This window comes from Ramlibacter sp., assembly GCF_035548915.1.
Classification (GTDB): Bacteria; Pseudomonadota; Gammaproteobacteria; order Burkholderiales; family Burkholderiaceae_C; genus Ramlibacter.
On the sequence record NZ_DASZSE010000019.1, the window covers coordinates 102,502 to 114,836 of the forward strand.

13 protein-coding genes are annotated in these 12,335 nt (G+C 69.2%); 6 read left to right on the forward strand and 7 right to left on the reverse strand.

Annotated elements, in window-relative coordinates:
- Positions 1-365: 365 nt before the first annotated feature.
- From VHA82_RS06090 to VHA82_RS06105, 4 genes are all read right to left on the reverse strand, one after another.
- A complete protein-coding gene (locus VHA82_RS06090; protein ID WP_325541262.1) occupies positions 366-1,328 on the reverse strand; it encodes a tripartite tricarboxylate transporter substrate binding protein in 963 nt (320 codons plus the stop codon).
- Between the two features lie 51 nt (positions 1,329-1,379).
- On the reverse strand, positions 1,380-2,255 hold the full coding sequence (locus tag VHA82_RS06095) for a hypothetical protein (protein WP_325541264.1): 876 nt from the start codon (positions 2,253-2,255) through the stop codon (positions 1,380-1,382).
- A 12-nt stretch (positions 2,256-2,267) separates the two neighbouring features.
- A complete protein-coding gene (locus tag VHA82_RS06100; protein ID WP_325541266.1) occupies positions 2,268-2,684 on the reverse strand; it encodes a hypothetical protein in 417 nt (138 codons plus the stop codon).
- 187 nt (positions 2,685-2,871) lie between these two features.
- Positions 2,872-3,924, reverse strand: coding sequence for a CDP-6-deoxy-delta-3,4-glucoseen reductase (locus VHA82_RS06105; RefSeq protein WP_325541268.1), 1,053 nt, complete (start codon positions 3,922-3,924; stop codon positions 2,872-2,874).
- A 47-nt stretch (positions 3,925-3,971) separates the two neighbouring features.
- On the opposite strand from VHA82_RS06105, the gene VHA82_RS06110 reads away from it, so the two are divergent.
- From VHA82_RS06110 to VHA82_RS06120, 3 genes are all read left to right on the forward strand, one after another.
- Entirely contained in the window at positions 3,972-4,892 is a 921-nt protein-coding gene (locus VHA82_RS06110; protein ID WP_325541270.1) for an NAD-dependent epimerase/dehydratase family protein, read from the forward strand.
- Between the two features lie 70 nt (positions 4,893-4,962).
- Positions 4,963-6,084, forward strand: a complete 1,122-nt coding sequence (locus VHA82_RS06115) for a helix-turn-helix transcriptional regulator (protein WP_325541273.1) — start codon at positions 4,963-4,965, stop codon at positions 6,082-6,084.
- A 7-nt stretch (positions 6,085-6,091) separates the two neighbouring features.
- Complete coding sequence (locus VHA82_RS06120) at positions 6,092-7,237, forward strand: helix-turn-helix transcriptional regulator (protein ID WP_325541275.1); 1,146 nt, start codon at positions 6,092-6,094, stop codon at positions 7,235-7,237.
- A gap of 9 nt (positions 7,238-7,246) precedes the next feature.
- Here the strand turns inward: VHA82_RS06120 and VHA82_RS06125 are convergent, their stop codons facing one another.
- Genes VHA82_RS06125 through VHA82_RS06135 form a run of 3 tightly spaced genes read right to left on the reverse strand, consistent with a single transcriptional unit; the run spans position 7,247 to position 9,776 of the window.
- Entirely contained in the window at positions 7,247-7,723 is a 477-nt protein-coding gene (locus VHA82_RS06125) for a protein-tyrosine phosphatase family protein (RefSeq protein WP_325541277.1), read from the reverse strand.
- Between the two features lie 26 nt (positions 7,724-7,749).
- Positions 7,750-9,072 carry a cytochrome c gene (locus VHA82_RS06130; RefSeq protein WP_325541279.1) on the reverse strand — a complete coding sequence of 441 codons (1,323 nt, stop codon included), beginning with the start codon at positions 9,070-9,072 and terminating at the stop codon, positions 7,750-7,752.
- Positions 9,030-9,776, reverse strand: a complete 747-nt coding sequence (locus VHA82_RS06135) for a c-type cytochrome (protein ID WP_414708632.1) — start codon at positions 9,774-9,776, stop codon at positions 9,030-9,032. Before VHA82_RS06135 ends, VHA82_RS06130 begins: the two co-directional genes overlap by 43 nt.
- A gap of 91 nt (positions 9,777-9,867) precedes the next feature.
- Here VHA82_RS06135 and VHA82_RS06140 point away from each other — a divergent pair, with 91 nt between their 5' ends.
- The 3 genes from VHA82_RS06140 to VHA82_RS06150 all read left to right on the forward strand — a co-directional run bounded on the left by VHA82_RS06140 (position 9,868) and on the right by VHA82_RS06150 (position 11,954).
- On the forward strand, positions 9,868-10,062 hold the full coding sequence (locus VHA82_RS06140; RefSeq protein WP_325541281.1) for a hypothetical protein: 195 nt from the start codon (positions 9,868-9,870) through the stop codon (positions 10,060-10,062).
- 46 nt (positions 10,063-10,108) lie between these two features.
- A complete protein-coding gene (locus VHA82_RS06145) occupies positions 10,109-11,020 on the forward strand; it encodes a DUF808 domain-containing protein (protein ID WP_325541283.1) in 912 nt (303 codons plus the stop codon).
- Positions 11,021-11,090: 70 nt separating this feature from the next.
- On the forward strand, positions 11,091-11,954 hold the full coding sequence (locus VHA82_RS06150; RefSeq protein ID WP_325541284.1) for a hypothetical protein: 864 nt from the start codon (positions 11,091-11,093) through the stop codon (positions 11,952-11,954).
- Positions 11,955-12,335 lie beyond the last annotated feature (381 nt).

Below are 12,335 nucleotides of genomic sequence, written 5' to 3' on the forward strand. Positions count from 1 at the left end.
GCCGTAGCCCGAGGCAGGCGCGTTGCGGGCCATCACATAGCCCGCGTGGATGTACGGCAAGGTCCGCTCGCAGGAGAAGCCGGGCGAGAAGCCGGGCGCGCCGCATGTGAGCTCGTTGCGGGTGCGCCCCGGCAGGAGCCCCAGATAGCCGCGCGTGGAAAAGGTCGCCGGCGCGTCGCGGACCTGTGCCCACACAGGGCCGATCAGTGCGGTCGCACATACGAGGGCCGGCACGGCGCGCGCGACGAACATCTCGCCTCCTGGCGTTCGCTGGGGACTCTGGTTGAGCCACTCTAGTGACGCGCTTGCGCACGCCCTGTCGGACGGGCCTTACGCGCGGCGTAGGAGGGACGCGCTTCGCCTCATCAGTCCACCTTGGCGCCCGAGGCCTTGACCACCTTCTCGTACTTCGCGAGCTCGGCCTTCATGAAGGCCGCGAACTCTTCGGGCGAGGTGGGCACGGGCTCGGCCATCAGATTGCCGAAGCGGGTCTTCACCTCCGGCGACTGCAGTGCGGCGACGAAAGCGTGGTTGTATTTCTGGATGATCTCGTGGGGCGTGCCGGCTGGGGCGACGAGGCCCCACCACGTGTCGATGCCGAAGCCCTTGAGCGTATCCGCAACCGGCGGGACGCCGGGCAGGAAAGGCGATGCATGCAGCGTCGTGACGGCGAGCGCCTTCAGCTTGCCCGCGCGGATGTTGGGGGCGGCCGTGGCGAGGTTGTCGAAGTTGAAATCGACCTGGCCCGAGAGCAGGGCGAGCTGAGCGGGGTTGCCGCCGTTGTAGGGGATGTGCACGGCGAAGATGCCAGCGTCGCGCTTGAACATCTCGCCGGCCAGATGGCCCGCGCTGCCGTTGCCGCCGCTGCCGTAATTGAGCTGCGCCGGATGGGCCTTGGCATAGCCGATCAGTTCGCGCACCGTGTTGATCTTCAGGCGCGCCGCTGTTTCGGAGTTCATCACGAGCACGTTCGGCACCCGGACCATCTGCGTGATCGCGGCGAAGTCCTTCACCGCGTCGTACGGCATGCGGCTGAAGAGCCACGGGTTTATCGCATGGGTCGCCACGGCCGAGATGCCGATGGTCGAGCCGTCCGGCGCGGCCTTGGCGACGACGTCCGCGCCGATGTTGCCGCCGCCTCCCGGCCTGTTTTCGATGATCACGGTGCCGAGCGAGTCCTTCACGCGTTCGGCGAGCAGGCGAGCGGTCGTGTCGATCGGTCCGCCCGGCGCGTACGGGACGACGATGCGGATGGGTTTGGCTTGCGAGAAGGCGGGCGCGGAGGCGGCCGCCGCGGCGGCGCCCAGGAGGAGGTGACGGCGTTTCATGCAGGGATTGTCGCCACTGCGCGGCCGCAATCCCTGTCGTGGAACCCCTTATCAGCCGAAATGATGCACCTGGTCGAAGGAGATGACTTGTTCCCTCGACCCGTTCTCGTGCGCGACCCTGCCCCTGAAAGCGCGGCCGTCCGGTTGAATTTCAAGCGGGATCACGCTTTGCGCGGTCTTCTGCGGCGTGCCGTCGCTCTGGCGTCCGTACATCTGCATAGCCCCGTTGTCTCCCAGCGAACGCCACACGTCATAGCGCGCCCGGTGGCCCAGGAAGTCCAGCTTTTGCCAGTCGTCCTGCGAAGGCCTTTGCGCTTCGGGAAAAGGAGAAAGCGGTTGGCGGGGCACGAAGTCAGCCGGCCGCGGCGGTACGGGTTCGGCTTGCGGAGCGGCGTTGGGCGGGGGCAGCGCGTCCTGCACGCCTGCGAAGGGGTTGGAGGCCACGGGGGTCGCCGGCGTGGCGAAGTCGCCGGTCTGCGCGGGCCGCGCGGCCTGGCGTGCCGGGGAGGATGCGAAGTAGAAGTACGTGACAGAGTGAGTCCACGATTCGATCACGGGGACGTGGGGACTTTGCCGCTTCACGAACGCGTACTCGTCGAAGACCGAAGACGATTGGCTCGTGCGCGCGAAGGAAGCGGAACCCAAGCGGTAAGCGCACACCGAAAATGAGAACGAAGCGGTCGACGAGCTTCTTGCCGAGTGGTACTGATAGCTCGCCTGGTACAGGTCCATGAAGGCGTCTGTGAGGGAGTCGGCGAGGGAGTCGGCGAGGGAGTCGGCGAGGTTGCGCGGTGCGGGCGTGCAGCCCCCCGGCCGGCCGGACGGGACTGTCCACGTTCCCGAGCATTGCGGGCACGTGGCCGCAGCGCTGTCGAGCGCGTAGCCGCCGTAGAAGGTCGAGGAGGTGACACTGACTCTCATGTTCATGGATGGCTCGTTTCAGACCAGGTTGTTGCTGAGGAGTTCGCCGGGCTGGGCGTGGGGACGGTCGGTGTGTTGCGCACGCGCTTGATTGCGCGCCGCGATGTGGTCGCCCAGCATGTCGACGATCCGGCGGGCGTTGTCCGTGCCCGCGACGAGCGGCACCGACAGGCGCAGCGCGGCACGTCGCGAGCCCGGCACGAGCGCGTAAGTGCCGGCTTCCGGGCTCAGATGGGCATTGGCCTCCAGCAGGCGGCGGAACACGGCTGACGCGTCGTCCTCCGGAACCTCGTCGAGCTCCGCCAGGATGCCGATGATCGGCGGGTCTCGGTGCGTGTGATGCTGGAAGTGGAACTGCACGCCATCGGACTCGACGGCACCCGCCTCGAGCAGCTTGCCGGCGTCGAGCCCCAGCAGGACGGCGACTTCGCTCATCACTTGCGAATAGAGATCGGGAGGGTTGTCAGGTCCGGTGTTCATGAACGGTGCGCGTAGGCGGGTCGCAGCATCGGAGAAAGGGTGACTTTCATCCTACGTACCGGCAGTGCCGCCGTCGCCATACGAACGTATCGCCGCGCGATCCGCCCCTCGCCTCTCTCCTGCCCCGGCCCCGCGGGGCTCTTCAGCCCTGGTGCTTCTCGGCTTCCGTCGTGAATGCGTCCGCGTAGAACGCGTCCGGCGGCAGGCCCGCGAGCGCGCTGTAGTCCTCGCGCGCCGAATCCACCACGACCGGCGCGCCGCAGGCGTACACCTGAAAGTCCGACAGATCGGGGAAGTCCTCGAGCACGGCCTTGTGCACGAAGCCCGTGCGCCCGGTCCAGTTGTCCTCGGGCAGAGCGTTCGAGACCACGGGCACGTACGAGAGGTTCGGCATCTCGGCCACGCGCGCGCGCACCCACGCGTCCATGTACAGGTCGGCCGGCCGCCGGCCGCCCCAGTAGAGCGTCGCATCGCGCTGCACGCCCTTGAACTGCATGTATTCGATCAGTGCCTTGATCGGTGCGAAGCCCGTACCGGAGGCGAGCAGGATCATCGGCTTGGCGGAATCCTCGTCGCGCAGGTAGAAGCTGCCGAAAGGTCCTTCGACGCGAAGGATCTCCTTTTCCTTCATCGCGTTGAAGACGTGGTCGGTGAATTTCCCGCCCGGCATGTGGCGGATGTGCAGTTCCACGTGCGGACCGTTGTGCGGCGCGTTGGCCATCGAGTAGCTGCGCCTTGCGCCGTCGCGCAGGATGAATTCGATGTACTGGCCCGCGTGATAGCGCAGCGTGTCGTTGGCGGGCAGCTGCAGCTTCACCACCATCACGTCGTGCGAGACCTTCTCGAGCGTCGCGACGCGCGAGGGCATCTTGCGCACCGGAAACGCGCTTTCGTCCGTGATCTGGCGCGATTCGATCACGACATCGGTCTGCGCCACGCCGCAGCAGGTGAGGATGTAGCCCGCCGCAGCTTCCTCGGCCGAGAGGGCCTTGCTCGAATGCGGCCCGAGCACGACGGTGCCATCGAGCTTCTTGCACTTGCACGAGCCGCAGGCGCCGTCCTTGCAGCCGTAGGGCATGCCGATGCCCTGGCGGATCGCGGCCTGCAGGATCGGCTCGCCGGCATTCGCCGTGAACTGGCGGCCGCTCGGCTGCGCGGTGATGGTGAACGGGCCGGCGCTCTCGGGCGGTGTCATCTTTGGGTATCCTCGGGCTCGTTTTTCCTTGAGCGCTGCACCGGATTTTGCCTTCAAACCAGAACCCACTCGGAGCGCTGCCCGCGCGATTCCGGCGAGAGCGCGTACTCATCGTCGGCTGCGGCGACGTCGGCGTGCGCGCGGCCCGGCTGATGAAAGGCCGCATGCGCGTGCTCGCGCTCACGACGAGCGCCTCGCGCGCGGACGAGCTGCGTTCGCTCGGCATCGTGCCGCTCGTGGGCGACCTCGACCGGCCCGCGACGCTCGGGCGGCTCGCGGGCCTGGCGACTCGGCTCGTTCACCTCGCGCCGCCGCGGACCGAGGGCGAGCACTGGTGGCGCGACCTGCGCACCCTGGCACTGGCCCGGGCGCTTCGCCTGCGTTCGCCGCCGGCCGCGGCGGTGTACGGCTCCACGAGCGGCGTCTACGGCGATTGCGCGGGCGCCCGTGTCGCGGAGACGCGGCCCGTCGCGCCCGCGACGCCGCGCGCGCAGCGCCGCGTGGATGCCGAAGGCATCGTGCGGCATTTCGGGCGCGCCACCGGCGCGCGCGCCGCGATCCTGCGCATCCCCGGGATCTACGCGAAGGACCGCGAAGGCGGCACGCCGCGCGAGCGTCTCCTCAAAGGCACGCCGGTCCTGCGCCCGCAAGACGACGTCTACACCAGTCACATCCATGCCGACGACCTCGCGAGAGCCGTGCTTATCGCACTCTTTCGCGCAAAACCTCAGCGGATCTACAACGTCTGCGACGACACGGAGCTGAAGATGGGCGAGTATTTCGACCTCGCCGCGGACCTCATGGGGCTGCCGCGGCCGCCGCGCGTCTCGCGCGATGCGGCCCGCGAGCAGTTGCCCCTCATGGTGCTCAGCTTCATGGGGGAATCCAGACGCCTGGACAATCGGCGGCTCAAGCGAGAGCTGGGCCTCGGTCTGCGGTACCCCCATATTGGGCACGGAATGGTGTAACCCATTCTTTACATCGGCTCGATCGCTGCAATACGCTCGCATCGATGCGAGAGGGAAGACGGAAGAAGAAGTGCGCGCGACAGCAACGGATGCCGAGAGCATCGTAGGCAGTTTTTACGAAGCGGCGCTGGACTCGCGGCATTGGCGAAGCAGCCTCACGTTGCTGGCTTCGTACGCGGGCGCGCGGGGCGCGGTGCTGAAGCACGGCGACTTGCGCCGTCAGCGCCACGTGGTGGCGAGCCAGTCGGGCCACGACGCCGAGGTGGTGCGCGCCTACGAGGAGCGCTTCCACGAGAACGATCCGCTCGTGGAGGCGGCTTCGCGTGTTCCCGATGGCGCATGGCTCAATGACGCTTGCGCGGTGCCGGACCTGCGCGCGAGTGCCTTCTACCGCGACTTCATGCTGCCCGCGGGCAACCACTTCAGCATGAGCACGATCGTGTGGCGGGACGGCTGGAATGTCGCCGTGCTTTCGCTGCAGCGCGATGCGTCCCAGGGCTTGTTCACCGCCGATGACGAAGAGCGCCTCGCCCCGTTCATGCCGCACCTGCGCCGCGCATTGCGCCTGGGCCTCGCGCGCCAGCAGCTGCGGGCCAAGGCCGAATGCCGCGCCGCGGCGCTCGACCGCCTGGCCGTTCCCCTCTTCGTGGTCGACGCCGACGCGCGCCTCGCGCTTGCCAATGCCGCTGCCGACAGCCTGGGCCGCACGAGCCGCATGCTCGGCGTGTCGCACGGAGTCTTGCGGTCGCGGGCGGCCGAGGCGCAGTTGCATGCCGCGATCGCCGCCGCCGTCGTCGCCGCGCGTTCCACGTGGCTGCGCATACCGGCCCTGCCCGGGGAAGAGGCGATGCTGCTGGCCGTGACGCCGATCGGTCGGCCTACGCAGGTGGGCGGTCGCACGGCCGTACTCGTGATGGCGAGCCGCCTCGCCGCGCCGGCGGCGACGCTGCATGAAGTGCTGCGCGGCATGTTCGGCCTCACGGGCGCCGAAGTGCGCCTGGCTCACGGCTTCGCCGAAGGGCTTTCGATCCTCGAGGTCGCGCAGCGCCACCGCATCAAGGTCGAGACCGTGCGCGGGCAGCTGAAGTCGCTCTTCGCGAAACTCGGTGTGCGCAGGCAATCCGAACTCACGCGCCTGGTCGTCGGCATGCACTCGCTCGCGCCCCACGACCCGGTCGCGTCGACCGCCTGAGCGCCGCATGGGCAAGGCAAGGGTCGATGGGCCGTCTGCGATCGACGGCCTCGCAAGCATGCTCTACGAAGCGGTGCTGGATGCGCCGCGCTGGGCCGAGGCCCTGGGCGCGTTGATGGAGCTCGCCCATGCGCGCGGCGTCTCGCTTTCGCGCGCCGACCTCTCGGTGCCCACCAACAGCGTCATCGACGTGGTGGGTCAATCGGCCGAAGCGGTGCGCGAGTATCACGCCCACTATGTCGCGCTCGACCCGCTGATCCGCCTGGGCGCGGCGCTCCCGGCGGGCCGGTGGACGAGCGACTGGGCCGTGCTCGGGCCCGCTTACGCACAGACCGCGTACTACAACGACTTCATGCGCCGCCACGACAACCATGCCGTGCTGGTGGCGCCGCTCTGGAGCGACGGCGCGCACACCGCGCTCGTCGCGCTGCAGCGCTCGGCAAGCCAGGGCGAATTCGCGGCCGAGCCCGATCCGGCGCTCGTGCACCTGCTGCCGCATCTGCAGCGCGCGGTGAAGCTGCACTTCAACACCCAGGAGCTGCAGGCGCAGGCGGACTTCGCCGCCGCGACGCTGCATCGAGTGGCCACGCCGGTGATCGTGGTGGAAGCCGACGGGCACGTGGTGCTCGCGAACGGCGCGGGCGAGCACCTGTGCCGCTCGAGCCGGCTGCTCACGATCTCGGGACAGCGCCTCGTCGCGAAATTCCAGGACGCCGCGCTGCAGGCTGCGCTGCAAGAGGCCTGCGCGCCGGGCCGCGCACGACCGGCATGGCTGCGCCTTGCGCCCGCCGCGCAGGAAGAGCCTCTCCTCGTCGTCGTGACGCCGATGGCCGCGAGCGCGCCGCTGGCACGCCCCTGGCAGCGGCCGCTCGCGGTCGTGATGGCAAGCCGCGGGGCCGCGGGCGCGCGCAACGTCGAGGCGATCCTTCGCGAGCTCTTCAGCCTGACGGCGGCGGAAGCCCGCGTCGCCGCCGCGATCGCCGAGGGCCGGTCGCCGGCCGAAATCGCCGGCCGCCATGGCATCGCCGTGCTCACGGTGCGCGGCCAGCTGAAGTCGGTGTATTCGAAAATGGGCGTGAGAAGGCAAGCGGAGCTGAGCCGCATGCTCACCAAGCTGCAGGCGATGCTGCCGCGGCAGGCGCAGGCGGAGTGAGGGTCTTTTCTAGAACCAGTCCACGAGCCCCGACTGCAGCGCATTCTGCGGATTCGAGCCCGCTTCGCGCACGCGCTGCAAGGCAGCGTCGGTCGTGAGACCGAGCACCTTCAGCACGCACGCCGCCGTGCTGCCCGTGCGGCCCATGCCGGCCGCGCAATGGAGCATCACGGCGTCGCCGCGCCGCAGCGCTTGCGCGATGGTCAACACGTCCTCGCGAAAGCCCGCGCGGTCATCGGGAACGCCGAAGTTGGGCACGGGCAGATTGAGCCAGCGAAAGGGCACGTCGCCCGCGACGACCGCCGCGTGATACTCGGGCGACAGATCGGCGAGCTCGCTGCGCGGTGTGAGGCACACGACCAGCCCGAGCCGCGTCCTGTGCGCCTGCATTTCGAAGGACGCCCACGATTCGAACCGCCCGGGCATGGAGGCGAGCCACAGCCGCCCGGGAATTTCCGGCGGCAGCGTGACGGGGCGCAGCGACATGGAGCGATTCTGCTACCGCATTCGTGTTACTGCGAAGTGCCGCGTTGCCGGGCCACGTCGAATTCCGTGACCGGCGCGGCGCGGTTGCCCCAGCTCGATCGCACGAAGGTGAGCACCGCCGCCACGTCCGCATCGCTCAGCTGCAAGGCGTAAGGCGGCATGCCGAAGGGGCGCGGATCGAGTTGTGTTGCCGGAGCGAAGCCGCCGAAGAGCACGACCTGCACGAGGTTGGCCGTGATGGGCAGCAGCACCGCGCGGTTGCCCGCAAGCGCCGGATACGCGCCGCGGACGCCTTCGCCGCGCTCCGCGTGGCATCGCGCGCAATGATCGGCATAGAGCTTCGCGCCGCGCTCCACCACCGCCTCGCTCGCGCGCGGCACTTCCCGGGGGTCGACCTCGCTCGCGCCGGGCGTGACCGGAAGCGCCTTCAGGAACACGGCCATGGCCTTCAGGTCGCCGGCTTCGAGGTACTGCGTGCTGTGTTCGACCACCTCGGCCATGGGACCCAGGACGGTCGCGCGCGGCGAGGCGCCGGCTTGCAAGAGGCGCACGACCTCTTCGTCGGACCAGTCGCGAACGCCCGCTTCCGAAGGCGATGTGAGTGCGGGCGCATACCAGTTCTGCATCGGGATGAGCCCGCCCGACAGGTCCATGAGGTCGCGGCTCGTCGCGCCGAGCGCATTGCGCGCGGTGTGGCACGCCCCGCAATGGCCGAGCCCTTCGACGAGGTAGGCGCCGCGATTCCATTGCGGCGAATGTTCGGTGTCTTCCTCATAGACGCCGGGGCGGAAGTAAAGCGTGCGCCACACCGCGAGCGCCGCCTGAGTGCTGTAGGGCCACCGGAGCTCGTGCGCGCGATTGGGCTTGCGCACGGGCGTGAGGCTGCGCAGGAAGTCGAAGAGCGCGTCGCTGTCGGCGCGGCTCACCTTCGTGTAGTGGGTGTAGGGAAACGCGGGATAGAGCAGCCGCCCGTCGCGCGAGCGGCCGTAGTGCAGGGCGCGCCAGAACTGCGAAGGGGACCAGCGCCCGAGCCCCGTGTCGGCATCGGGCGTGAGGTTGCTCGAGAACACGGTGCCGAACGGCGTTTCCAGCGGGCGGCCGCCCGCGAATTCCGCTGCGCCGCGGTCGGTGTGGCATGTCGCGCAATTGCCGGCGCGCGCGATGTACGCGCCGCGCGTGACTTCCGCCGCACTCGGCGGATTGGCCGGCACGTTGTCGTCCACGTCGGCGCCCGAAGTGAAGTTCTGCAGCCACACGAACAGCATGAGCGCGGCGAACGCGCAGGCGGCGATCAGGACGACGCGCTTCACCGGCCCGCCCGCGTCGTGGGCAGCACGGCGCTGCCGCATTCGAGGGGCGGGTTTTTCAGCGGCCCCGGCGATGGCTTCGCTGCGGCGGGGACCGGCTGCGCCGCGAGCCAGCCCGCGATCGCGACGACGTCCTCGGGCGCGAGCCGCGATGCGATTTCGGCCATGCAGTCCGGTGCGTGCGCACGGCGCTGACCGGAGCGCCACGCGCCGAGCTGCGCATTCAGGTAGTCGCGCGGCAGCCCGACGAGGCCGGGGATCGTCGGCAGCACGCCCGTGAGCGCCTTGCCGTGGCACTCCATGCACGCGGGAAGCCGCCGCGCGACATCGCCCTGCGCGACGAGCTGACGGCCGCGCTCGAGCTGCTCCTGCCCGAGCCGGGACGCGGCTGGCGGCGGGTACGGCACGTCGAGCGAGGCGAAATGCCGCGCGATCTCAAGCAGGTAATCGTTGGAAAGCGGATCGATGAGGCGTTCCATCAGCGCGTAGTGGCGCCGGCCGTCGCGAAAGCCGAGCAGCTGGTTGTAGAGATACCCCGCGGGCTTGCCCGCGAGGCGCGGATAGTAGCCGTCCGGGCCCGCGCGGCCGTTCGGGCCGTGGCAGCCGGTGCACGCGAGCGTGCGCTGCGCCATGTCGTCGCGAAACGTCGCCGTTGACGCGACGGTGGCCCCGTCGACACCCGCGGCCGCCGATGCCGCGCACGCGAGCCACCAGGTGAGAGCGAACAAGGAAGCCGATAGCCGCATCGCGCGACTATGCCACCATCGGCCGCGGTTGCCCCCGACTTGGGAAGCCGTCCTACAGCGGCGCCGCGAGCGGCTTTCTATGGTCATAAGCATGAAGCTGTTCCGACGCCCGCGGCCGAAGACCACGCCGGAGAACCGGCCGCCTCGAGAGGGCGCGCCCGGCGGTCCACCCGGCGAGGAAGGCACGAACGCGGTGAGGCGCCGCCCCGACCCCGGCGCCGAGCCGATTCCCGACGGCGAGCACAAATACGTGCCGCGAAGCCCCTACCGCACCGGCAACTGGTGACGTCCGCGGTTCGCCGGCGAAGGCGGCGTTCGGCGATGATCGGAGCGTGACGACCACGCTCCTTGCCCTGCTCGACGACATATCGACCCTGCTGGACGACGTCTCCGTGCTCACGAAAATCGCGGCACAGAAGACGGCGGGTGTCCTGGGCGACGACCTCGCCCTGAATGCGCAGCAAGTGGCGGGCGTGCGCGCCGATCGCGAGCTGCCTGTCGTGTGGGCGGTTGCCAAGGGCTCGATGCTCAACAAGGCCATTCTCGTGCCGGCGGCGCTCGCCATCAGCGCGGCCGCGCCGTGGGCCGTGACGCCGCTTCTCATGCTCGGCGGCGCCTATCTGTGTCTGGAAGGCTTCGAGAAACTCGCGCATCGGCTCATGCACGGCAAGGCGCAAGACGACGCTCGCCACGCCGCGCTGCAGCACGCGCTCGACGACCCCGCGACGGACGTGCTCGCGTTCGAACGCGAGAAGGTGCAGGGTGCGGTGCGCACCGACTTCGTTCTCTCGGCGGAGATCATCGTCATCGCGCTCGGCACCGTCGCGGGGGAAGACTTCACGACGCGCCTCGCGGTGCTGGCCGCGGTCGCCGCGATCATGACGGTCGGCGTCTACGGCGCGGTCGCGGGCATCGTGAAGCTCGACGACCTCGGTCTGTGGCTCACGAGACGCGGCGATGCCTCGCTTCGACGCATCGGCCGCTGGACCGTGCTCGCGGCGCCCTGGCTCATGAAAACGCTTGCGGTCGTGGGAACGCTCGCGATGTTCCTCGTGGGTGGGGGCATCGTCGTGCACGGCATCGCGCCGCTGCATCACGCGATCGGATCGTGGGCAGAGGCGGCCGGGCCCGCGCATGCCGCGGCCCGGCTCGTGCTGGATGCGATCGCAGGCGTCGCCGCGGGTGCGATCGTGGCGGCGGCCGTGGCGGCCGCGCGGCGCCTCGTCGTTTCCTTGCGCGGGTAGGCACGCTCCTACGCCAGCTCGCGCGGCGCGCGCATGAGTCTTCGGCGCACGCGGGCCAAGAATCGCCGCCATGCACGACAAGCCGCAACGCCGCCGCTCGGAGACATCCGAATTCCTCGAAGCGCTCGGCAAGGGCGCGCTGATCGGGCTGGCCGCGATCGCCATCGCGCTGCCTGCGATGCGCGTGTGGAAGCAGCATCGTGAAGCCCTGCGGGCGCCTGCGCCGACCATCGCCCAGCAGGCGAACGAGGAGCCTCGGCGGTCTGCGCCGCAGGCCGTGGCGCCGCAGCTGCCCGCGCCGCCCGCGGTCGCCAGGCCGCCCGAGCCGCCCCGTCTCGCGGACTTCGGCGGCGAGCGGCTTTCGCCGGAAACGACGCTGGTGGCGAACTGGTCCGCGTACACGCGCGACCATGGCAAGCGCGCCTTCGTCATCATCGACAAGAAGCAGGCGCACGCGTACGTGTTCGATCCTCAGGACCGGCTCATCCGCGGCGCGCCGGTGCTGCTCGGCAAGGCGCGCGGCGACGACAGCGCCCCCGACATCGGCACTCGTCCGCTCAGCCTGGTGAAGGAGTACGAGAAGACCACGCCCGCGGGCCGCTTCATCGCGGAGCCCGGCGTGAACTCGCACGGCGAGCACATCGTGTGGGTTTCGTACGATCTGGCCGTGTCGATGCATCGCGTGCGCAAGGTGAAGGAGTCGGAACACCGCTTCGCGCGGCTGGCCTCGCCCACTATCGCGGACAACCGCATCTCTTTCGGCTGCATCAACATGCCATTCGAATTCTTCGACAACGTGCTGGAACCCACCGTGAAGAAGTACGGCGCGGTGGTGTACGTGCTGCCCGATGTGAAGAGCATCCGCCAGGTCTTCGGCGCCTACGACGTGACGCAGCCTTCGATGCAGCTCGCGAACTACACGCGGTCTCGTTGAACCTGCCTGGCGGTGGCGCCAGCCGGATTCCCGAAGGTCCGGCGGTGCCTGCCGCGGATGCGTGATCAGGCATAGCTTCAGGTAGGGCGTCCGGTATGGCGTGATACCACGAGCTCGTGCTGTCGACTTGTTGTCGCGAGCCAGCCTGGAACGCCTGCCATCCGGAGATATACCTGGGTAGGTAGCTATCGGCGTGCGCGATGTCACGCTAAAGTCTCGACCGCGGTTGACGCGGGCCATAAGCCCGAAGGCAACCGGAAGGAAAGTTGTCCCACCAGATTCATCCGACCCACCCGATCCAGGAGATATGCATTGGGCAAAGAAATCGCCAATCCCACGGCCGCTGAACTGAGCGCCATGGCCGACAAATACGTGACGTCG

Excerpts from the sequence above, each read along its gene's own strand:
- VHA82_RS06090 (WP_325541262.1), bottom strand. The coding sequence starts at position 1,328 with ATGAAACGCCGTCACCTCCTCCTGGGCGCCGCCGCGGCGGCCGCCTCC.
- VHA82_RS06095 (WP_325541264.1), bottom strand. The coding sequence starts at position 2,255 with ATGAACATGAGAGTCAGTGTCACCTCCTCGACCTTCTACGGCGGCTAC.
- VHA82_RS06100 (WP_325541266.1), bottom strand. The coding sequence starts at position 2,684 with ATGAGCGAAGTCGCCGTCCTGCTGGGGCTCGACGCCGGCAAGCTGCTC.
- VHA82_RS06105 (WP_325541268.1), bottom strand. The coding sequence starts at position 3,924 with ATGACACCGCCCGAGAGCGCCGGCCCGTTCACCATCACCGCGCAGCCG.
- VHA82_RS06120 (WP_325541275.1), top strand. The coding sequence starts at position 6,092 with ATGGGCAAGGCAAGGGTCGATGGGCCGTCTGCGATCGACGGCCTCGCA.
- VHA82_RS06125 (WP_325541277.1), bottom strand. The coding sequence starts at position 7,723 with ATGTCGCTGCGCCCCGTCACGCTGCCGCCGGAAATTCCCGGGCGGCTG.
- VHA82_RS06130 (WP_325541279.1), bottom strand. The coding sequence starts at position 9,072 with ATGCGGCAGCGCCGTGCTGCCCACGACGCGGGCGGGCCGGTGAAGCGC.
- VHA82_RS06135 (WP_414708632.1), bottom strand. The coding sequence starts at position 9,776 with ATGCGGCTATCGGCTTCCTTGTTCGCTCTCACCTGGTGGCTCGCGTGC.
- VHA82_RS06140 (WP_325541281.1), top strand. The coding sequence starts at position 9,868 with ATGAAGCTGTTCCGACGCCCGCGGCCGAAGACCACGCCGGAGAACCGG.
- VHA82_RS06150 (WP_325541284.1), top strand. The coding sequence starts at position 11,091 with ATGCACGACAAGCCGCAACGCCGCCGCTCGGAGACATCCGAATTCCTC.